Below are 20,283 nucleotides of genomic sequence, written 5' to 3' on the forward strand. Positions count from 1 at the left end.
GGCGTGGGATGGGTCTTGCTCGTGTTCGGGATGGAGTTCCCGGGCATCGTGGCGTTGACCGACTGCTACCAGAGGGCGCCCGAGCGGTTTGCCGGCGGCGAGCGGGACAAGGGAGCGTGGTTCCGCTGGCTCGTCGTCGCCCTGTTTTTGATGCCGATTGGCGTCGGGTACGGCATTCTGCTCGGCTATCACTGGAATGTGATCAAGCGGCAACCCTTCGCCGACCCGATTGTGGAAGACGACGAGTGACCAACGATGAGTGACCAAGCAACCGAATCGATCGTCGTGGCGGCGCCGCCGGAGCGCGTCTTCGCCGTCGTCACCGACTTCCCGAACTACCCCACGTGGGCGGCCGACATCAAAGAGGTGACCGTCGTCGACGCCGACCCCGACGGCACGGCACACAAGGTCCGTTTCCGCGCCGCCGCCTTCGGCCGCTCGACGGCCTACACCCTCGCCTACGACTACTCCGCCGCCCCGAACAAGCTGTCGTGGGTTCAGGAGACGGGTGACATCACCGCCCGCATCGACGGCACGTATGACTTCGAGCGCGTTCCCGAGGGCACCAAGGTCACCTACCACCTCGAGGTCGACCTCAAGTTCCCCGTCCCCGGCTTCATCAAGCAACGCGCCGCCCAGCGCATCGTGGGCACCGCGCTGCGCCAGCTGCGCATGCGAGTGGAGGCGCTCGCCAAAACGTGAGCCGCGTCCTCCTCTTCACGGGCAAAGGGGGAGTGGGCAAGACGACGGTGTCGGCGGCCACGGCGCTGGCGTGTGCCGAGCAGGGCCAGCGCGTGCTCGTCATGTCGACGGACCCGGCGCACTCGCTCGCCGACTCCTTCGCCGCCGACCTCGGCTCGGTGCCCACGCCGATCGTCGCCAACCTCGACGGCATGCAGCTCGACGCCACCGAGCGCCTCGAAGAGGTGTGGGGCGACATCCAGCGCTACATCGCCGAGTTGCTGCACTGGGTCGGCGTCGAAGGCATCGAAGCCGAGGAGCTGTCGGTCATCCCCGGCCTCGACGAAGTCTTCAGCCTCGGCGACATCCGCACCGCCGACGCGTCGGGCCGCTACGACGTCATCGTCGTGGACTGCGGCCCGACCGCCGAGACGATCCGCTTCCTCTCGCTGCCGGAAATCCTGAGTTGGTACATCGAGCGCGTCGTGCCGATCGAGAAGCGGGTGACGGGTTTGCTGCGCCCGATGCTGTCGACGGTCACGTCGCTGCCCATCGCCGGCGACGACGTGTTCGACGCCGCCACCCGCTTCCTGCGCCAACTCGACGGCGTGCGCGAGCTGCTGAGCGACGGCACGCGTTCGAGCGTGCGCGTCGTGGTCAACCCCGAGCGCATGGTGATCGCCGAGGCGCGCCGCACCGTCACCTACCTCAACCTGTTCGGCTACAACCTCGACGCCGTCGTGGCCAACAAGCTGTTGCCCGACGACATCACCGATCCGTGGTTCGCGCAGTGGAAGGCCACCCACACCGCCCACCTCGAAACCATCGAAGCCGACTTCGCCCCATTGCCCGTGCTGCGCGCCGACCTGGCGGCCGACGAGTTGTGCGGCCTCGACGGCCTGCGCGCCTTCGCCGCCGCCCTTTACGGCGAGCAGCCGCCGGCGGCGGTGCTGCACTCCCAGCAGCCGCTGCGCTTCGAAGGCACGACGCTGTTCGTGCGGTTGCCCTTCGCCACGCGCGACGATCTCGACGTGGCGCGCTCGGGGAACGAACTGCTGATCCGCGTCGGCCCGCAGCGGCGCCGCATCGTGCTGCCCGATTCCCTGGCCCGGCGCGGGGTCCTCTCCGCCCGCCTGATCGACGACGAGCTGAAAGTTGTATTCGATGGAAATTGACGACCGCGTCACCGAGGCGATGGCGCACGTGCAGAAAGCGGGCCTCGAGCTCATCGCGGCGATGCGCAACGCCCTCGACGTCGCCGAGGACATCCTCGGTGACCCGCAGGCGGTGACGACCCTCATGCGCGGCGCGGCCGAAGCGGCGAAGGTGGCCACCGAACGCGTGCAGCGGATCCCCGTTGACGACTGACGCCTCCGTCTACGTCGGCGTCGACGTGGGCGGCACCAAGGTGCTGGCGCTCGCCCTCGGATCATCCGGCGACGACGTGCGCGGCGACGCCCGCGTCCCCACCCCCGACACGGCCGACGGCCTGCTCGACGCCATCGTCGGCACGGCCACGCAGGCGGCGACGGAGGCGGGCGCACTCGTCGCCGGTGTTGCCGTCGGCGTGCCCGGCCTCGTCGACGCCAACGGCGTGATGCGCTTCGCCGCCAACCTGCCGGGCCTCGTCGAGCTGCCGCTGCGCCAGACGCTGTCGGCGCGCCTCGGCGTGCCGGTGGTGATCGACAACGACGCCAACGTCGCCGCCTGGGGCGAGCGCTGCGTCGGCGCCGGCGCGGGGGCCGACGACATGTTGATGGTCACCATCGGCACCGGGATCGGCGGCGGCATCGTGCTCGGCGGCGAGCTGTACCGCGGCGCCCACGGCATGGCGGGCGAGATCGGCCATACCGTCGTGCAACTCGACGGCGAGCCGTGCCACTGCGGCCAGCGCGGCTGCTGGGAGCGCTACGCGTCGGGCAGCGCGCTCAACCGTCTGGCGCGCGACGCCGGGTTCGACTCGAGCGAGATGGTGGTGGCCCGCGCCGGCGAGAACGACGAGTCCGCGCTCGAGGTGATGCAGACGTTCACGCGCTGGATGGCGATCGGTCTCGCCGGCCTCGTCAACACGCTCGATCCGTCCGTCGTCGTGCTCGGCGGCGGCCTGGTCGAAGCCGGCGACTTGCTGCTCAACCCGCTGCGCGAATGGCTGGCCAAACTCATCGAAGGCGGCGAGCACCGCCCGCGGGTACCACTCCTGCCGGCGACGCTCGGAGAGCGCGCCGGGGCCATCGGAGCGGCCCTGCTGGCCCGCGCGTCAGTGTGACGGGAGTCACACGAAATTTTCTGAAAATCACCGTAAGTTCCGTCTTCAGGAGCGTTTTCTTTCCAGATCGAAACCCGAGCCTCGGGGCACCCCAGCCCCCCGAGGCTCGGGTTCGTTCGCGTCCGGGGACCCGTAGGCTGCGCCCGTGAAGATCGGCATCACCCTCCCGCAGTTCAGCGCCGACCCGCACCGGATGATCGCGGCGGCCCGCCGCGCCGAAGCCGCCGGCATCGACGGCGTGTTCGTCTACGACCACTACCCGCGCCCCGACCGTCCCGAGGCGCAGCACGGCCTCACCATGCTCGGCGCGCTCGCCGTCGCCACCGAGCGGATCGACGTGGGTTTGCTCGTCGCCCGCGTCGGCGTCGTGCCCGACCGCGTGCTGCTGAGCCAGATCCACACCGCGGCGCGCCTCGCCGGCCCCGAGCGGTTCATCGCCGGCCTGGGCGTGGGCGATCGCGAGTCCGACACCGAAGACGTCGCCATCGGCATCACGCGGCCGTCGCTGGACGAGCGCTTCGCCCGCCTCGAGTTCGTCGCCGCCACGTTGCGCAGCGAGTTCGGTCTCGAGGTGTGGCTGGCGGGCAAGAGCGCGCGGGCGCGCCAGGTCGCCGCGGCCCTCGGCGTCACCCGGAACCTGTGGGACCCGAGCGACGAGTTGATCAAGCACGCCGTGAGCGAGGGGCCCGTCACGTGGGGGGCGACGGGCGACGTCGAGGCCGACAAGTTGCGCTCGCTGGCGGATCTGGGCGTCGGCTACGCGGTGGTGGCGCCACTGAAGGCGGGCGCGCCCGACGCGGCGGAACGCGTAATGAGTGCGAAGGACCGTGCTGGGCTCACGTAGCCTTGAATCCCTATGGATTTCCGCCGAATCACGGGGTTGCCCCCGTATGTCTTCACGATCATCGACGGACTGAAGCTGCAGCAGCGCCGCGCAGGCGTCGACGTCATCGACCTCGGCTTCGGTAACCCCGACATTCCGTCGCCCGAGATCGCCGTGGAGAAGCTGACGGAAGCAGCGCACAACTCGCGCAACCATCGTTACTCGTCGTCCCGCGGCATCCCCAAGCTGCGTGAAGCCGTGAGCGCGCTGTACAAGCGCAAGTTCGACGTCGACCTCGATCCCGAGACCGAAGTCCTGAGCGTGATCGGCGCCAAGGAAGGCCTGTCGCATCTGATGTGGGTGCTCGTCGGGCCGGGCGACAGTGCGTTCGTGCCGTCGCCGAGCTATCCGATCCATATCTACGCGCCGCTCTTCGCCGGCGCCGACGTACAGCAGATCCGCCTCGGCCACGGCGAGGACTTCTGGACGAACCTGATGGACGCGTGGGAGCAGCAGTGGCCCAAGCCGCGGGTGATCATCATGTCGTTCCCGCACAACCCCACCACGACGACCGTCGACCTCGACTGGATGCAGCGCATCGTCGACTTCGCCCGCGAGAACGACGTCATCCTCGTGCACGACTTCGCCTACTCCGACACCTACTTCGAGGAGGGCGCGGCGCCCTCGATCCTGCAGGTGCCCGGCGCCAAGGACGTCGCCGTCGAGTTCTACACGATGACGAAGTCGTTCTCGATGGCCGGCTGGCGCGTGGCGTTCATGGTCGGCAACGCCGAAGTCGTCGCCGCGTTGCAGAAGCTCAAGTCGTACCTCGACTACGGCACGTTCCAGCCGATCCAGATCGCGGCCACCGTCACCATGAACGAGGCGCCGGACTACCCGCTCGAAGTCAACGAGATCTACCTCAGCCGCCGCAACGCGCTGTGCGACGGGCTCAACCGCATCGGCTGGCCGATCGAACCGCCAAAGGGGACGATGTTCGTGTGGGCGCCGATCCCTGAGCCCTACAAGGACATGGGCAGCCTCGAGTTCGCCAAGATGCTCGTGACCGAAGCCGAGGTGGCAGTGTCGCCCGGCGTCGGGTTCGGCCCCGGCGGTGAAGGCTTCGTGCGCTTCGCGTTGATCGAGAACGAGCAGCGCATCAACCAGGCCGTGCGCAACCTCAAGAAGGCCCTCGTCAAGCTCGGTTGATCGGCGCGGGCCGCCCCGCGGCTACGCGCGCACGACGGCGCCGCGCAGGCCGCCGAGGCAGAAGTCGACCGCCGCGTCGCCGATCGTCTGGGGGCTTTCGCCCTGCCCGAGCACGAACACCCGGGCGAGGTGGTTGGTCACGCCCAAGATGGCGTGGCTGATCACGGTGGGGTCGCCGTCGGCGAGGGAGCCATCGGCGATGCCGTCCTTGACGTGCTTGGCCAGGTCGGCGACGGCGACTTCGCCGCCGCGGCGCAGGTGCGGGGCGAAGCGGTCCTCCGTCGCCGCGAACTGGATGAGCTGCACGTAGGTGCGGTGCTCGGCGAGCCACTCGATCGAGCGACGGATGCCGGCCTCGATGCGTTCGAGCGGCGTCGACAGGCCGGCGATGGCGTCCTGCTGGGCCCGGCGCAGATCGAGCTGGCCCTCGGCGAGGATCTCGAGCAGCAGCTCTTCCTTCGACGAGAAGTACCAGTAGAAGACGCCCTTGCCCACCTGGAGGCCGTCCACGATGTCGGCCACCGACGTGGGGTGGTAGCCCCCGTCGGCAAAACGCCGCGCCGCGTACTCCATCAACTGATGACGGCGGTCACGGCCTCGCTGGGTCAGCTTGCGATTGTCCGACATCCCGCCGCGAAACGTAGCCGAGAACTTGACCGCCCGGTCAAGTCTTCCGCCGCCTCAACCCACCCTCGCCGACCGTGTGCATCTCCAGGACGGCTATGCCTGCCTGGAGATACACACGGTCGGGCTGTCGGCGCTGTTACACCCCGTCGACATAGTGCGTGGATGCCGAAGGAGCCGCCTACCCGGGAGGAACTGCTCGCCAAACTCGCCGCGAAGAACGATTCCGTGGCGACCGTTCAACAACTTCGCGACATCGGCTACTCGAAGCAGGCGATTGCGACGGCGGTTGCCAAGGGTGTCTGGAAGCGGGTTCAGCACGGCGTGTACCTGCTGTCGGCCGGCAAGCCGACGTGGCGACAACAGGTCCGGGCGGCGCTTTTGGCCGCGGGCGACGAGGCACAGCTTCACGGCCGAGCGCTCGCAGCCTGGGCCAACGTCGACGGGGCAGTCGAGGGGCCGATCGAGATCGCGGTCAAGTACGGGACAAGGCCGAAGCCCGCCGGGGTCACCGTCCATCGGACCCGGCATCTGTCCAAGAGGCGAATGTACGGCGACGTGCCGGGGACGTCGGTCGAGCGGATGCTTGTCGACTACACCGCCAAGGTCGGCGTCGAGTTGGCCGAGCGGGCGGTCGAGCACGTGCTCACCCGCGGCCTCACCGCCGAGCGACGGATCTGGCGCGAGATCGCCGAGTTGGGCGACGCCGTGCCCGGCGTCGTCCGTCTCGCCCGGATCATGCTCGCCCGTCCCGACGGCAAGGCGGCGCGCAGCACGCTCGAACTCGAACTGTTCCGCATCGTCAAGCGCTACGGGCTGCCGCTGCCGGTGCGCAATCACGACGTGTGGGTCGACGGCGAGCACTTCGAGATCGACGCCGCTTACCTCGCCGAGATGGCCGCCATCGAGGCCGACAGCAAGCGCTGGCACTCCACCGCCAGCCAGACGGCGAAGGACAAGCGCCGCCAGGCCACGCTCGAAGCCGCCGGCTGGACCTTCGAGCGCTTCTCGTCGGCCGACATCTACGGCCGTCCCGAGTGGGTCGCCGAACGCATCCGCGCCCGCGTGTGCGGAGTTGTCCGTCCACAGGACGGAGAACTGCGCACACGGGCTGCGGCGTCGTAGTCTTTCGCCGCGATGGCGTACTGGGTGCTCAAAGCGATTCTGACGCCGGTGCTCCGGTTCCTGTTCAAGGTCCGCGTCGAGGGCGCCGAGAACATTCCCAAGGACGGGCCGGTGATCATGGCGTCGAACCACGTGTCGTTCTGCGACTCGATCTTCCTGCCGCTCGTGCTCAAGCGCCGCATCACCTTCGTCGCCAAGGCCGAGTACTTCGACGACCCGAAGACGGCGTGGTTCTTCCGCGCCGTCGGCCAGATCCCGATCCGGCGCGAGGGCGGCAACGCCAGCCAGCGCGCCCTCGACACCGCCCGCGGCGTGCTCGACTCCGGCGGCGTGTTCGGCATCTACCCCGAGGGCACGCGTTCGCCCGACGGCCGCCTCTACAAGGGCCACACCGGCATCGCCCGCCTCGCCCTCCAGACCCAGGCGCCGATCATCCCCGTCGCCATGATCGGCACGGCCGAGGCGCAGCCCATCGGCCAGGTCAAGCCCAAGTTCTTCATGCCGATCACCGTGCGCTTCGGCAAGCCGCTGACCTACGACGACCTCGCCGACCGCATCGACGACCGCCAGGTGCTGCGCAACATCACCGACGAGGTCATGTTCGAGCTGCGCGAGCTGTCGGGCCAGATTTACGTCAACCAGTACGCCAAGCGCAAGGACACCGACGACGCAATGGCCGCCGAGACGGCAAAGGTCGCGTAGCGCCCGCGTAACAACCGCGTCATCTACGCGCAGTACCGTGCGCGCATGGCCGCCGTCTTCGTCGTGCGCGTGTGGTTGCCCGACCGGCCCGGTGCCCTCGGCGCCGTCGCCAGCCGCATCGGCGCGGTACGGGGCGACCTCGTCGGCATCGACATCCTCGAGACGGGTGCGGGCCGCGCCATCGACGAACTCGTGGTGTCGCTGCCGTCGGACGACCTCGTGCCGCTGCTGATCAAAGAGGTGCAGGAGGTCGAAGGCGTCGACGTCGAAGACGTCCGCCCCGTCAGCGGCGACGTGCCCGACGCCCGCGTCGCCGCCCTCGAGTCCGCCGCCGAACTGCTCGTGCAGCCGAGCGACGACGCGGTGCGCAAGGCGCTGGTCGAACACGTCGTGCGCGACTTCGAAGCCGAGTGGGCGGCCGTCATCGACGACCGCAGCATCGTCGCCACCACCGGCGACACGCCGACGGCGGACTGGCTCGCCGCCTTCGTCGCCGGCGCGGACGAGGCGGGCGCCGTCGTCGAGGGTCCCGACGACATCGCGTGGGCTCGCCTCGGCGCGGCGGCCGCACTCGTGCTCGGTCGCGACGGCCGGCCGTTCCGCTCCCGCGAGCGCCGTCAGCTCGCGGCGCTGGCGCGCATCGTCAGCTGGCGCCTCGCTCGCTAGCGGCGCGCACGACGGTCACCGCGCACGTGGCGTGGTGCGCGCAGCGCCGACTCACCGAGCCCAGCCGATCGCGCGCGCCGCGCTGGCCGCTGAAGCCGACGACGAGTTCGTACTTGCCCATCGCCCCGTTGACCAACGCCGACGCCGGCCGGCCGGGGAACGGCACCACTTCCAACGTCGGCGGCAGCGCCGCGCCGTTGGCGATGGCAACCTCGAGCATCCCGCGCACGAGCTCGGAGCCGTAGGTCGGCATCGCGGCGGGCTCGGCGAGGTCGAGGATGGCCGAGCCCGGCGGGTAGGCCCACACGACTTGGAGGTCCATGTGGGCGGTGACGGCTTCGGACATGGCGAATTCCAGCGCCGCCTGCGAGTCGGGCGAGCCGTCGACGCCCACGACGATGCCGTGCGCGTCGTGCGCCACCGGCTCGGGCACGACCGTGACCGGTGCGATCGTCGCCGCCAGGCAGCGCTCCGCCACCGAGCCGAGCAGCTCGCGCCCGGCGAAGCCGCGCCCGTGCAACCCGACGACCAGCTCGTGGGCGTCGCGGGCGCGCCGGGTCAACTCCTCGGCGGCGTCGCCTTCGAGCAGCCCGCCGCGTACGCCGCGCAGCTTGCCGCCGTGGTGATGCCGGGCGGTGTCGAGGGCGATGCGCAGCAGCGCGTTGGCACGCGCCTCGTAGGCGTCGCCGTCGCGCCGGATCGGCAGCACCTCGGGCGACAGCACCGGCCGCGACCACACGTGCACGACCTCGACGCTCACGCCGAGCACTTCCGCGTGACGGATCGCCCAGTCGACGGCGCGCACCGACGACTCGGACCCATCGGTCCCGACGACGATGCGATCGCTGGCCATCGGCGTCATCCTGCTCTCCGCGGGCGCGGCGGCGAATCGGCCGATGGACATGTCGCGATGGGACGTTCGGCACTAGGTTCCGGCGTCCGTTTTGTCGAATAGTTCCGTGACTATGGAAATCGACCGGAACGGCTTGGAGGTGTTGGCGCGCGGCGAGTGCCTGCGGCTTGCCTCCACCGTGCACGTCGGCCGCATCGGGCTCAGCCTCAACGCGCTGCCGGTCATCTTCACCGTCAACTTCGCCCTCGACGGCGACGGCGTCGTGTTCCGCACCCGCCCCGGCACCAAGCTCACGAGCGCCATCGCCGGCAACGTCGTGTGCTTTCAGGCCGACTGCCTCGACGATGCCGGCGAGTTCGGCTGGAGCGTGAACATCACCGGCCAGGCGTTGGTCGTCGACGAGGAGACGGCGCGCCTCGACGCGCTGGAGTTACCGAACTTGTTCGTCGACGGCGACGGCGAGACCCACTGGGTGCGCGTGTCCGCCGACATGGTCACCGGCCGGCGCCGCAACCCGCTACTCGACTTGCGTCACTCCGCCGCCACGTCGGCCCAGTGACGCGAGCGTTCGACGGCGTTGTGCCACTGCTCGAGCCGTAGGTCCGCCAGCTCTTTGGGCACCTGGGGTCGCCAGGCGGCCTCGCGTGACCAAAGCGCGGCCAGCTCGTCGGTCGAGGACCACACGCCCTCGGCCAACCCCGCCAGGTAGGCGGCGCCCAGCGCGGTGGTCTCGGTGATCGCCGGGCGTTCGACGGGCACCTGCAACTGGTCGGCCTGCATCTGGCACAGCAGGTCCATGACCGACGCGCCGCCGTCGACGCGCAGCGTCGTCACTTCACGGCCGGCCGCGGCGCACATGGCGTCGACCACGTCGCGGGTCGACAGCACCATCGACTCGACCACGGCGCGCGCGATGTGGGCCTTCGTCGTGCCCCGCGTGATGCCGACGATGGCGCCCCGCGCGTACGGGTCCCACCACGGCGAGCCGAGGCCGGTGAAGGCGGGCACGACGAACACGCCGTCGGTGTCGGCCACCGACCCGGCGAGCGGACCGATCTCGGGCGCGGCCTCGATGAGGCCGAGCCCGTCGCGCAGCCATTGGATCGCCGCGCCGGTCACGAAGATGGCGCCCTCCAACGCGTAGGCGGTCGCGCCCGAGGCCAGCTCCCACCCGACGGTGGTGAGCAGTCCCTCGACCGGCGCCGGCATGTCGGGGCCGACGTTCATCAACACGAACGACCCGGTGCCGTAGGTGTTCTTGGTCATGCCCGGGGAGAAACACGCCTGGCCGAACAGCGCCGCCTGCTGGTCGCCGGCGATGCCCGACACCGGCACGCCGTCAGCGGTGACGCCGAGGCGGCCCGACGACGGTCGGATCTCGGGCAGCGTCACGCCCGTCACGCCGAAGAGCTCCATCAGGTCGTCGTCCCAGCGGCGCGTGCCGATGTCGCACAGCAGCGTGCGCGACGCGTTGGTGACGTCGGTGGCGTAGGTGCCAGTGAGCTTCCACAGCAGCCAGGTGTCGATGGTGCCGACCATGACGTCGTCACGCGGCGCGTCGACGCGGTCGAGCAACCACTTGAGCTTCGTCGCCGAGAAGTACGGGTCGAGGACGAGGCCGGTCTTCGCTCGAACAGTAGATAGGTGGTCTAACAGTGCCGCGCACACGTCGGCGGTGCGCCGGTCCTGCCACACCAGCGCCCGGTGCAGCGGCTCGCCCGTGGCCCGCGACCACACCACCACCGTCTCGCGCTGGTTGGTGATGCCGACCGCGGCGACGGGTTGGTACGTCGCCACCTCGGCGAGGCACGCCTGCACCGCGTCCCAGATCTCGTTGGCATCGTGCTCGACCCAGCCGGGTTGCGGGAAGTACTGCGGAAACTCGCGGTAGGCCACCGCGACCGGACGACCGGACTCGTCGATGACAAAGGCGCGGACACCGGTCGTGCCGGCGTCAATCGAGATCACAAACCCCACGAGGGGCGGAGTCTACGGATTGAAGCGGTAACCGATTCCCCACACGGTGGTGAGCCAGCGCGGCTTGTCCGGGTTGGCCTCGATGCGCTTGCGCAGGCGGCGGATGTGCTCGGTGACCGTGTCGGTCGACTGCCACGCCGAGGACGAGTTCCACACCCGGTCGAGCAGCTGCTCACGGGAGAACACCTGGCGGGGCGACGAGGCGAGGAACGACAGCAGGTCGAACTCCTTGGCGGTCAGCGTGACCGGCTCGCCGTGCAGGAACACCTCGCGGGTGCCCATGTTGATCGTCAGCTCCTCGTAGACGAGGACGGGGGCCTCCGCCGCCGGCCGCGTGCGGCGCAGCACCGAGGCGATGCGGGCTTCGACTTCGGCGGGGGAGAAGGGCTTCACGACGTAGTCGTCGGCGCCGAGCTTGAGGCCCATGACGCGGTCGGACTCCTCGGACTTGCCGGTGAGCAGGATCACGGGGACCGTCGAGGTCGCCCGCATCTGTTCGAGCAGGTCGAGGCCGTCGTCTTCGCCCAGCATGACGTCGAGCAGGACCAGGTCGGGCGTCTCGTCGTGCAGCGCGACCAGGGCCTCGTCGGCGTTGGCCGCCGGCACGACGTCGTAGTGCTCGAGCGTCAGATACCGCGTAAGCACGTGGCGGATCGAGCGGTCGTCGTCGACGACGAGCACTTTGGCGTGCGTCGCTTCAACGCCCTGGGTTCCCTGCGTCATGACCATGGCCTGCCTATCGACCAAAATCCCAACTGATTGAGGTGAAGACCACCGAATTGGGAGGTGGTTGACGCGATTTGAGAAATCAGGCGGCCACGAGCGAGTCGGCGTAGGCGAGCGCCTCGGCGACGCGCCCTTCCACGATCGCCATCGCCTGGTGGAGCTCCGCATCGGGGGCACCAGCGGACAGCTCGAGGGTCTTCAGGCTCGCCGCCAGGGCGCGCATCCCGAGGTTGGCCGACGCGCCCTTCGCCTGGTGGGCCGTGCGCGCGATCGTCGTCTCGTCGTGGGCGGCGATGGCGGCGTGCAGGGCGGCGACGTGTGTCGCAATGTCGTCGCGGAACATGTTCACCAGCTCGGCGATGAAGCTGCCGTCTTCGTCGAGCGAACGCAGCTGCTCCAGCGTCTCGGCGTCGAAGGGCTCTTCTTCGGTGTTGCTCGTGGTGGAGGAGGTCATCGTCATTGTGTTGCCTTCCATGCGTTGTCGCAGAACTGCCGCCAACAGGTCCCGGTTGATCGGTTTCGAGAGGTAGTCGTCCATACCGACCGCGATGCAGCGGTCACGGTCAGAAGCCATGGCCGAAGCGGTCATAGCCACTATCGGCGTGTGGCCGCTCGGTTCAAGTGCCCGGATGGCACAAGTTGCGTCGTAGCCGTCCATACGCGGCATCTGGCAGTCCATCAAGATGACGTCGAAGGCGCCGGGACGGAACATGTCGACCGCCTGCACCCCGTCGACGGCCACCTCGACGCTGTAGCCGAGTTGCTCGAGCATGCCGACGGCGACCTTGCGGTTCACCGCGTTGTCCTCGACGACGAGCACGCGGCCGCGGCCGCTGCCGAGCACCGCCGGTGCCGCCGCCCTTCGCTCCGGGATCTTGGGGACCGTCGTGGCCGCGATGAGGGGCAGGGTGAACCAGAAGCGGCTGCCGTGGCCGTCGCGGGGCTCGGCGCCGATCTCGCCGTGCATCAGGGTCACGAGTTGGCGGCAGATGGCGAGGCCGAGGCCGGTGCCGCCGAAGCGGCGCGTCGTCGACACGTCGGCCTGCACGAAGGGGTCGAACAGGTACGACGCCGCGTCGGCCGGGATGCCGATGCCGGTGTCGAGCACGTCGAAGAGCAGGCAGTCGCGCTGGCGGGTGATGCGCAGGCTGACGGCGCCGTGGTGGGTGAACTTCACCGCGTTCGACAGCAGGTTGCTGATCACCTGCCGCAGGCGCAGGCGGTCGCCGTTGATGGCGTCGGGCACGTCGGCGGCGACGTGGGCGGTCAGCTCGATGCCCTTGTCGGTCACCATCGGCATGAACGGCGTGATCGTCTCCTGCACCAGCTTGCGCAGGTTGAAGTCGCCGTGCTCGATGGCGAGCTTGCCCGCCTCGATCTTGGACACGTCGAGGATGTCGTCGATGATGCCGAGCAGCGCCTCGGCCGACGTCGCCATCGTCTGCACGTAGTCGAGTTGCTGGGCGTCGAGGGGCGTGTCGAGCAGCAGGCCGACCATGCCGAGCACGCCGTTCATCGGTGTGCGGATCTCGTGGCTCATGTTGGCGAGGAACGCCGACTTCGAACGGCTCGCCTCGCGCGCCTCTTCCAGCGCGTGGGCCAGCGCCGCCTTGTCGTCGAGGCGTTGGGAGATGTCGTGCATGAAGGCGTGGAAGAAGGTCTCGCCGTGCGCGCCTTCGGTCGCCCAGATGGCGAGCTCGATCGGGAACTCGTGGCCGTCACGATGCCTGGCCGTCACCTCGCGCCGCGTGTTCAACACGTTGATCTGACCGGTGGCGAGGAAGCGGCTCACACCCATGTCGTGGGCGGCGCGCAGCGCTTCGGGGATGATGATGTCGGGGAGGCGCTTGCCCGTTACTTCCTCGCGGGCCCAGCCGAAGGTGAGCTCGGCCTGCCGGTTCCAGTCGGTGATGCGCTGGTGCAGGTCCATCGACACGAACGCCTCCGACGACGCCTCGACGATGCGCGTGGTGCGGATCTCGTTGGCGTGGATGACGTCTTCGGCCAGCTTCGCCTCGGTTATGTCCTGGGCGATGCCGTTCATGTGCGACACCACGCCGTTGTGCATGCTCGACTGGCCCTGCATGCGCAGCCAGCGCACGTGGGCGCCGGGATGCACCACGCGCAGCTCGAAGTCGAATTGCAGGCCGCGCTCGCGGGCGTTGAGGACGCGGTCGCGCGCCATCTCCCAGTCGTCGGGGTGGATGCACTCGACGTAGCGCATGATCGAGCCGCGGGCGAGGGACGGGTCGATGCCGAAGACGCGGTCGAACTCGTCCGAGGTCGTCATCACGTCGGCCAGCGCATCCCACTGCCAGCTGCCGATATGGGCGATGCGTTGCGCCTGCTCGAGCCGGGCGCGGTCGACGCGCAGGGCGTCGGTGCGTTCGGCGACGCGGGCTTCCAGCTCGGCGTTCGCCATCCGCAGCTCACGCTGGGACCGGTCGCGCTCGGCCACGACCGCGGCGAGCAGCATGCCCTTGGCGGCGAGCACGGCGATGAAGGCGTCGAGGAGGAACAGGTCGCCGATCGGGTGGCCGGTGTGGAAGGGGCCACTCTCGTGCACGGTGGTGTAGACGGCGAGGCCGGCGACGGTGATGGTCGTCACGCTCGCGCCGCGGCCACCGAAACGCAGCGCCGCCCACGACACGACGGGGTAGAGCAGGAACGCCGAGGGGTTCTGGCCGTGCAGGCCGAACGCCGAGGCGGCGCCCATCGCCACGACGAGGCCGACCATCTCCCACACGTTCCCGTTGAACGGCGGCGCGTCGGGGTCGGTCCAGGAGAAGACCAGCGGCGTGACGATGAGGGTGCCGAGGGCGTCGCCCGCCCACCACACCTTGAGGTGCGTCCACAACTCGGCGTGGGGGAACACGTGGCCAGCGGCGAGCGCGGTGTTGCCGATGACGGCGCTGATCACGGTGGCGAGCCCGGCGGCGAGGAGCAGCAGCACGCCGACGTCGCGTGGCCGGCCCAGGCCGCGGGTGACCTTGGCCCGCTTCAGCAGCGCGGCCGCGACGAGCGCCTCGAGGGTGTTGCCGGCGCACATGCACAGCACCGAGAACGTCGGCAGGCCGTTGCGGTTCGAGAAGTACTCGCCGATGACGATGCCCGGCGCCACCCCCGGGCCCCACAGGAACACCGCGGCGAGGGCGAGGCCCGCCGCGGGCCACACGGGCGCGGCGTTGCCCGGTAGCGCGCCGGCGTTGAGCCCGATTCGGGCCGCGGCCCAGTACGCCACCGCCAAACCAGCAATTTGTAGAACCCGTCGCGAACGCGGCGGACCGCCTCTCACGTGAGCCCCATTCGGCGGGTCCGTCATCCGCTTGAGATGTGTTGGGAACCGTTGGGCATTGCCGGGGCACACAGGGGGTGTGCATGGGGCTGTGCACAAGATGTTGAAGACGTGCGGATGGGCGTCAGAAAGCTGTGAGGTGCCGGTGATCGCGAAAGTACGCAGTTGCGAACCTTCGCGAACCCGTCCTGACCAGCACTTTCGCGCGACGCAATTCGTTGACAAGCGTGGAATTACGGTGTTGTATTTCCCCCTCATCTCGCGGTCAGGGGGGCCGCCCACCACAAGATATTGTGGTTCCACCCCCTCAAGACGTCTAGGACAGGGGAGTACACGCACTCATGGCAATCGCACCGGAACAGCTCGGAATCGGCATCCGCCGCACCTTCACCACCGCAGGTGTGCACCCCTACGACACCGTCGAGTGGGAGCGGCGCGACGCCCGGATCTCGAACTGGAAGACCGGTGAAGTCGCCTTCGAGCAGCTCGGTGTCGAGGTCCCCTCGACCTGGAGCCTGAACGCCACCAACATCCTCGCCCAGAAGTACTTCCGGGGCACGCTGGGCACGCCCGAGCGTGAGTGGAGCCTCAAGCAGGTCGTCGACCGCATCGTCGACACCATCACCGAATGGGGCAACAAGGACGGCTACTTCGCCTCTCCCGAAGAGGCCGAGACCTTCAGCGACGAGCTGAAGTACCTCCTGATCCACCAGAAGGCGGCGTTCAACTCGCCGGTGTGGTTCAACATCGGCGTCAAGGACACGCCCCAGCAGGGCAGCGCCTGCTTCATCCTGTCGGTCGAGGACCAGATGAAGTCGATCCTCAACTGGTACTCCGAAGAGGGCGTCATCTTCCAGGGCGGCTCGGGTGCGGGCGTCAACATCTCCAAGATCCGCTCGTCGAAGGAACTGCTCAAGGGCGGCGGTACGGCGTCGGGCCCGGTCAGCTTCATGCGCGGCGCCGACGCCTCGGCCGGCACGATCAAGTCCGGCGGCAAGACGCGACGCGCCGCCAAGATGGTCATCCTCAACATCGACCATCCCGACATCCAGGACTTCATCTGGTGCAAGGCCGTCGAGGAGCGCAAGGCCCGCGTGCTGCGCGACGCCGGCTTCGACATGGACCTCGACGGCAAGGACTCCCACTCGATCCAGTACCAGAACGCCAACAACTCGGTGCGGGTCACCGACGAGTTCATGCAGGCCGTCATCGACGACGCCGACTGGAACCTCGTGGCCGTCACCACCGGCGAGGTCATCGAGACGCTCAAGGCGCGTGACCTGTGGCAGCAGATCGCCCAGTCCGCCTGGGAGTGCGCCGATCCGGGCCTGCAGTTCGACACCACCATCAACAAGTGGCACACCGCGGCCACCACCGGGCGCATCAACGGCTCCAACCCGTGCTCGGAGTACATGCACCTCGACAACTCGGCGTGCAACCTCGCCTCGATGAACCTGCTGACGTTCCTCGACGACGCCGACCGCTTCGACGTCGACGGGTTCCTCTCGGCGGTCACCACCGTGTTCACCGCCCAGGAGATCATCGTGGGCAACGCCGACTACCCCACGGCGCGCATCGCCAAGACGTCGCGGCGCTTCCGCCAGCTCGGCATCGGCTACGCCAACCTCGGAGCGTTGCTGATGGCCCAGGGCCTCGCCTATGACTCCGACGGCGGTCGGGCGTGGGCCGGTGCGCTCACCGCGCTGCTGACCGGTCAGTCGTATGCCACCTCGGCGCGCACGGCGTCGCGCATGGGGCCCTTCGCCGGCTACCAGGAGAACCGTTCGCACATGCTCAAGGTGCTGTCGATGCACCGCGACGCCGTCAACCAGATCGACGAAGAGCTCGTGCCCGTCGAGATCCTCGACGCGGCGCGTCAGGCGTGGGACGAGGCCAACACGCTCGGCGAGATCCACGGCGTGCGCAATTCGCAGGCCAGCGTTTTGGCGCCCACGGGCACCATCGGCCTGCTGATGGACTGCGACACCACCGGCATCGAGCCCGACCTCGGCCTGGTCAAGATGAAGAAGCTGGTGGGCGGCGGCACGATGTCGATCGTCAACCAGACCGTGCCCCGCGCCCTGCGCAAGCTCGGCTACTCCGAGGCCCAGATTTCAGAGGTGCTCGAGTACATCGACACCGAGAAGTCGATCCTCGGTGCGCCCCACGTGTCGCCGTCGCACTACAGCGTGTTCGCCTGCTCGATGGGCGACAACACCATTCACTACATGGGCCACATCAAGATGATGGCGGCCGCGCAGCCGTTCCTCTCGGGGGCTATCTCGAAGACGATCAATTGTCCGGAAGACGTCACGGTCGAGGACATCGCGAACGTGCACATGGAGGCCTGGAAGCTCGGCCTCAAGGCCGTTGCCATCTACCGCGACAACTGCAAGGTGGCCCAGCCGCTCGCCACCCAGAAGAAGGACTCGGAGGAGTCGGCGTCGACGTCGTCGGTCGACGGCCATCCCACCGACGCTGCCCTCGCCGCCAAGATCGCCGAGCTCGAGAAGGAAATCGAGCGCCACGTCGTGTTCACCAAGCAGCCGGTGCGCGAGCGCCTGCCGCAGAAGCGCCGCTCGATGACCACCAAGTTCCGCGTCGCCGACTGCGAGGGCTACTTCACCGTCGGTGAGTACGACGACGGCCGTCCCGGCGAGCTGTTCATCTCGGTGTCGAAGCAGGGGAGCACGCTGAGCGGTCTGATGGACGCGTTCGCCGTGTCGATTTCTTTGGGCCTGCAGCACGGCGTGCCGCTGTCGACCTACGTGAAGAAGTACTCCAACTCGCGCTTCGAGCCGAGCGGCATGACCGACGATCCCGAACTGCGCATCGCCACGTCGCTGATGGACTACATCTTCCGTCGCATCGCCGTGGACTACATGCCCCTCGCCGAGCGCGAAGAGCTCGGGATCATGACCCAGCAGGAGCGCATCCAGCCGACCCTGCCCGGCGTCGAAGAGGCGGCCACCGTCGACCACGGCGTGTCGGGTACGCAGGTGACGCTGGACCTGGATGCGCCGGCTGCCGCTCCGTCCGCGGTGGCGCCGGCTGCGGCTCCGCAGGCGCCGAAGATGGAGGCGCCGAAGAAGAACGAGGTCATCGCGCCGCTGTGCTACTCGTGCGGCAACGAGATGCAGCGTGCGGGGTCTTGCTACGTGTGCTCGTCGTGCGGGTCGACGAGCGGCTGCTCGTAGCGGAGCCGTTCAGGTAGTCGCCGACGACTGCGACGACGCGGCCTCATACAACCACTCCGGCGCGAAGTCGGCCCCGTTTGGCCACACGATCGTGCCGGCGACGGGGTCGACGGACACTTCGGCGAAGCGAGCAGGTTCACGCAACGGCTCGAACACAGGGCCCCAAAGCTCGGCCGAAAAGTCGATGACACCGGTCGTTCCGTCCTCGAACGTGAGGCGAAGCCGATATCCCTCGAGAACCTCGGCAGCGGTGACGTGGACGAGTGACTTCATGGCAGCGGATCAATGGTATCGAGCGGTTGACGGGCCATCGCCTTAGCCCAGTTGGCGGCGAGCTCGTCGGCGTGCAGACGCGCCCAGGACGCAACGAGCGCGGCCGCGCGGCGAGGCAGTTTGCCGGCGACAATGACCCCGTCGAGTCCGACACTCGCTTCGAACTCGCCGTACACCGCGTGGAAATGCGGCGGCGGATGTTCTCGGGCGACATACATGTAGATCGCGATTCCGTAGAACTCCGAGATGCGCGGCATGGCCTCGCCTACGAAGTGTCGCCGCGCACGAGGCGCAGGCGCCTGTCCGGCCCACCTTGGTCGACCGTTTCGCCGTCGCATGGCCAGTCGTCCTCGTCGTCATCGCGCAGCCCGTAGTCGTCGGCGAGGAAGCGGCGCGGATCGAACTGCGGTGACAGTCGCCACGCTTCGTCGAACCGCAGGCCGAACTGGTACTGCTGCAGTTCCTCCTTGAACCACGGCAGCTCCCACAACTGCAACCGTTCCAGCGCCCACTCGAGACTCGGCGCGGAAACGAAGCGACCCGAGCCACGAGTGATGTCGCGCGGCGGGATGTAGCGGTAGGCGCGCCCGACCAGATCGAGATGCAAATACCGCCGGGTGTAGCGGTGCTTGAACTGGGTGATGTTGGGTCGACCCGAGCGCACAACCTTGGCCATCACCATGAAGTCGTACGGGTCGAAGAATTGGTACGCCGGGTCGAACTCGACGACGGCGCGGACTTCGTACAGCGGCTCGAGCCAGCTCTCGTCGAGGGGGGAGTCGTTGCCGGGAAACTCCAGCTTCATCGCGTGCTCCTAAGACAAGGAACGAGAGGCCGGAGCGAACCGACGAAGCGAGGTTCAGTATGCCCGAGGGGTGTTGCGCGCTGGAGCCGGACTGCGCGTCGCGCCGGTCAGTCGTCTACCAGAGCCACGCGTGCAGGTACGCGATTGCGACAAGCGCTGCGAAGAGTGAGCCGACGAACACCGTCGACAAGAGTGCTCCCGTAGCGACGCGGCGCAGCGGCCGCACCTGGCGTGCCGCCGCCCACGTTGCCGCAAGCGGTACAGCCGCAAGCATTCCGAGGAACCACATCCGCGACGTCAACCACGCGACCACAAGGGCCCCGGTGAGTGCACCGCCCACGTGTTGCACGACATCGTCGAAGAGGTCCTCGGCGGACTTGGGTGGTGATCGGTCGACGTCGAGGCCCGCTTTGTCGCGCGCATCGAGGTGTGCTGACAGGTCGCTCCACACCGCGTCGACGCGTTCGGGTGAGAGTTGTCCGGCGGGCAGCTCGAGGAGCCAATCTCGGAGCGTTAGGCCCGGCATGACGTCAACGCCCGCGATCTGGCGTGGCTTGAACGCGTCGTCGGACGGCCACAGCGCCACCACGGCTCGCACGGAAACCTCGGGATGTGAGCTGCGGAGCACCAGCCAGAGCCTCCGGGCGTTGTCGGAGGCTGCGGCGGCGGCCTCGTCGAGCCTCTGGCGTCGCGTCCGTGAGTCCCAGGAATCCGACGACCACTTCGTCTCGACCACCACCACCCCCGCTGGCCCGATGGCGACGCTGTCGATGTCTTCGGTTTTGCGCAGCAGCACGCGGTGGATGATCTTCCATCCTCGTTTGCGCAGCGGATGCAACGCCTGTTGGGTCCACTGCTCTCCTATGTCACCCATGACGGCGTGCGCAGAGCCGCTGTAGACGACGACCCAGTACCCGAGCATGCCGGCGGTGGCGCCGAGAGCGAGGCCGAAGAAGAACCAGTACTGGTACCGATGCAGTAGCACCGCCGGCGTGCCTGCAAGTACCGAGATGAAGACAACCGCGAACACGATTCGCCACGCGTGTGCCTTGGCGAATCTC

21 protein-coding genes are annotated in these 20,283 nt (G+C 68.5%); 12 read left to right on the plus strand and 9 right to left on the minus strand.

Features of this window, described 5'->3' with window-relative positions; genetic code table 11:
* Nucleotides 1-3: 3 nt before the first annotated feature.
* From VHC63_01410 to VHC63_01440, 7 genes are all read left to right on the plus strand, one after another.
* Entirely contained in the window at nucleotides 4-249 is a 246-nt protein-coding gene (locus VHC63_01410; protein HVV35228.1) for a hypothetical protein, read from the plus strand.
* A 6-nt stretch (nucleotides 250-255) separates the two neighbouring features.
* Nucleotides 256-702: an SRPBCC family protein gene (locus VHC63_01415; GenBank protein HVV35229.1), complete on the plus strand. Its 447-nt coding sequence runs from the start codon at nucleotides 256-258 to the stop codon at nucleotides 700-702.
* On the plus strand, nucleotides 699-1,856 hold the full coding sequence (locus VHC63_01420; GenBank protein ID HVV35230.1) for an ArsA family ATPase: 1,158 nt from the start codon (nucleotides 699-701) through the stop codon (nucleotides 1,854-1,856). Before VHC63_01415 ends, VHC63_01420 begins: the two co-directional genes overlap by 4 nt.
* Complete coding sequence (locus VHC63_01425) at nucleotides 1,846-2,049, plus strand: hypothetical protein (protein HVV35231.1); 204 nt, start codon at nucleotides 1,846-1,848, stop codon at nucleotides 2,047-2,049. The genes VHC63_01420 and VHC63_01425 overlap by 11 nt, the downstream gene beginning before the upstream one ends.
* Nucleotides 2,039-2,947, plus strand: coding sequence for an ROK family protein (locus VHC63_01430; protein ID HVV35232.1), 909 nt, complete (start codon nucleotides 2,039-2,041; stop codon nucleotides 2,945-2,947). Before VHC63_01425 ends, VHC63_01430 begins: the two co-directional genes overlap by 11 nt.
* 145 nt (nucleotides 2,948-3,092) lie before the next feature.
* Nucleotides 3,093-3,791, plus strand: a complete 699-nt coding sequence (locus VHC63_01435) for an LLM class flavin-dependent oxidoreductase (GenBank protein HVV35233.1) — start codon at nucleotides 3,093-3,095, stop codon at nucleotides 3,789-3,791.
* A 12-nt stretch (nucleotides 3,792-3,803) separates the two neighbouring features.
* Nucleotides 3,804-4,979, plus strand: coding sequence for an aminotransferase class I/II-fold pyridoxal phosphate-dependent enzyme (locus VHC63_01440; GenBank protein ID HVV35234.1), 1,176 nt, complete (start codon nucleotides 3,804-3,806; stop codon nucleotides 4,977-4,979).
* 21 nt (nucleotides 4,980-5,000) lie between these two features.
* Here VHC63_01440 and VHC63_01445 read toward each other — a convergent pair whose 3' ends face one another.
* On the minus strand, nucleotides 5,001-5,606 hold the full coding sequence (locus tag VHC63_01445; GenBank protein HVV35235.1) for a TetR/AcrR family transcriptional regulator: 606 nt from the start codon (nucleotides 5,604-5,606) through the stop codon (nucleotides 5,001-5,003).
* A gap of 162 nt (nucleotides 5,607-5,768) precedes the next feature.
* Between VHC63_01445 and VHC63_01450 the strand changes: the two genes are divergently transcribed.
* The 3 genes from VHC63_01450 to VHC63_01460 are packed head-to-tail and all read left to right on the plus strand — an operon-like array spanning nucleotide 5,769 to nucleotide 8,096.
* Complete coding sequence (locus VHC63_01450) at nucleotides 5,769-6,728, plus strand: type IV toxin-antitoxin system AbiEi family antitoxin domain-containing protein (GenBank protein ID HVV35236.1); 960 nt, start codon at nucleotides 5,769-5,771, stop codon at nucleotides 6,726-6,728.
* Between the two features lie 12 nt (nucleotides 6,729-6,740).
* On the plus strand, nucleotides 6,741-7,430 hold the full coding sequence (locus tag VHC63_01455; GenBank protein ID HVV35237.1) for a lysophospholipid acyltransferase family protein: 690 nt from the start codon (nucleotides 6,741-6,743) through the stop codon (nucleotides 7,428-7,430).
* 45 nt (nucleotides 7,431-7,475) lie between these two features.
* The gene (locus VHC63_01460; protein HVV35238.1) at nucleotides 7,476-8,096 is read left to right on the plus strand and encodes a hypothetical protein; all 621 of its coding nucleotides are present in this window, start codon (nucleotides 7,476-7,478) and stop codon (nucleotides 8,094-8,096) included.
* Here VHC63_01460 and VHC63_01465 read toward each other — a convergent pair.
* Nucleotides 8,074-9,000 (minus strand): universal stress protein, encoded by a 927-nt coding sequence (locus tag VHC63_01465; GenBank protein ID HVV35239.1) that lies wholly within the window; start codon nucleotides 8,998-9,000, stop codon nucleotides 8,074-8,076. The genes VHC63_01460 and VHC63_01465 overlap by 23 nt on opposite strands.
* 61 nt (nucleotides 9,001-9,061) lie before the next feature.
* Here VHC63_01465 and VHC63_01470 point away from each other — a divergent pair, with 61 nt between their 5' ends.
* Nucleotides 9,062-9,508 carry a pyridoxamine 5'-phosphate oxidase family protein gene (locus VHC63_01470; GenBank protein HVV35240.1) on the plus strand — a complete coding sequence of 149 codons (447 nt, stop codon included), beginning with the start codon at nucleotides 9,062-9,064 and terminating at the stop codon, nucleotides 9,506-9,508.
* Here VHC63_01470 and glpK read toward each other — a convergent pair.
* The 3 genes from glpK to VHC63_01485 all read right to left on the minus strand — a co-directional run bounded on the left by glpK (nucleotide 9,481) and on the right by VHC63_01485 (nucleotide 14,893).
* Nucleotides 9,481-10,926 (minus strand): glycerol kinase GlpK, encoded by a 1,446-nt coding sequence (gene glpK, locus VHC63_01475; protein HVV35241.1) that lies wholly within the window; start codon nucleotides 10,924-10,926, stop codon nucleotides 9,481-9,483. The two genes, VHC63_01470 and glpK, sit on opposite strands and share 28 nt — an antisense overlap.
* A 12-nt stretch (nucleotides 10,927-10,938) precedes the next feature.
* Complete coding sequence (locus tag VHC63_01480) at nucleotides 10,939-11,649, minus strand: response regulator transcription factor (protein ID HVV35242.1); 711 nt, start codon at nucleotides 11,647-11,649, stop codon at nucleotides 10,939-10,941.
* A gap of 85 nt (nucleotides 11,650-11,734) precedes the next feature.
* A complete protein-coding gene (locus VHC63_01485; GenBank protein HVV35243.1) occupies nucleotides 11,735-14,893 on the minus strand; it encodes an MASE1 domain-containing protein in 3,159 nt (1,052 codons plus the stop codon).
* Between the two features lie 395 nt (nucleotides 14,894-15,288).
* Here VHC63_01485 and VHC63_01490 point away from each other — a divergent pair, with 395 nt between their 5' ends.
* Entirely contained in the window at nucleotides 15,289-18,144 is a 2,856-nt protein-coding gene (locus VHC63_01490) for a vitamin B12-dependent ribonucleotide reductase (protein ID HVV35244.1), read from the plus strand.
* 9 nt (nucleotides 18,145-18,153) lie between these two features.
* Here VHC63_01490 and VHC63_01495 read toward each other — a convergent pair whose 3' ends face one another.
* The 4 genes from VHC63_01495 to VHC63_01510 form a co-directional block, all read right to left on the minus strand.
* Nucleotides 18,154-18,417, minus strand: a complete 264-nt coding sequence (locus VHC63_01495) for a DUF2442 domain-containing protein (protein HVV35245.1) — start codon at nucleotides 18,415-18,417, stop codon at nucleotides 18,154-18,156.
* Nucleotides 18,414-18,674, minus strand: a complete 261-nt coding sequence (locus VHC63_01500; GenBank protein ID HVV35246.1) for a DUF4160 domain-containing protein — start codon at nucleotides 18,672-18,674, stop codon at nucleotides 18,414-18,416. The genes VHC63_01495 and VHC63_01500 overlap by 4 nt, the downstream gene beginning before the upstream one ends.
* 8 nt (nucleotides 18,675-18,682) lie before the next feature.
* On the minus strand, nucleotides 18,683-19,222 hold the full coding sequence (locus VHC63_01505; GenBank protein HVV35247.1) for a hypothetical protein: 540 nt from the start codon (nucleotides 19,220-19,222) through the stop codon (nucleotides 18,683-18,685).
* Between the two features lie 115 nt (nucleotides 19,223-19,337).
* A partial coding sequence (locus VHC63_01510; GenBank protein HVV35248.1) for a nuclease-related domain-containing protein occupies nucleotides 19,338-20,283 on the minus strand: 946 nt, incomplete at its 5' end.

The sequence above is a fragment of the Acidimicrobiales bacterium genome (assembly GCA_035546775.1).
Lineage (GTDB): Bacteria > Actinomycetota > Acidimicrobiia > Acidimicrobiales > JACCXE01 > JACCXE01.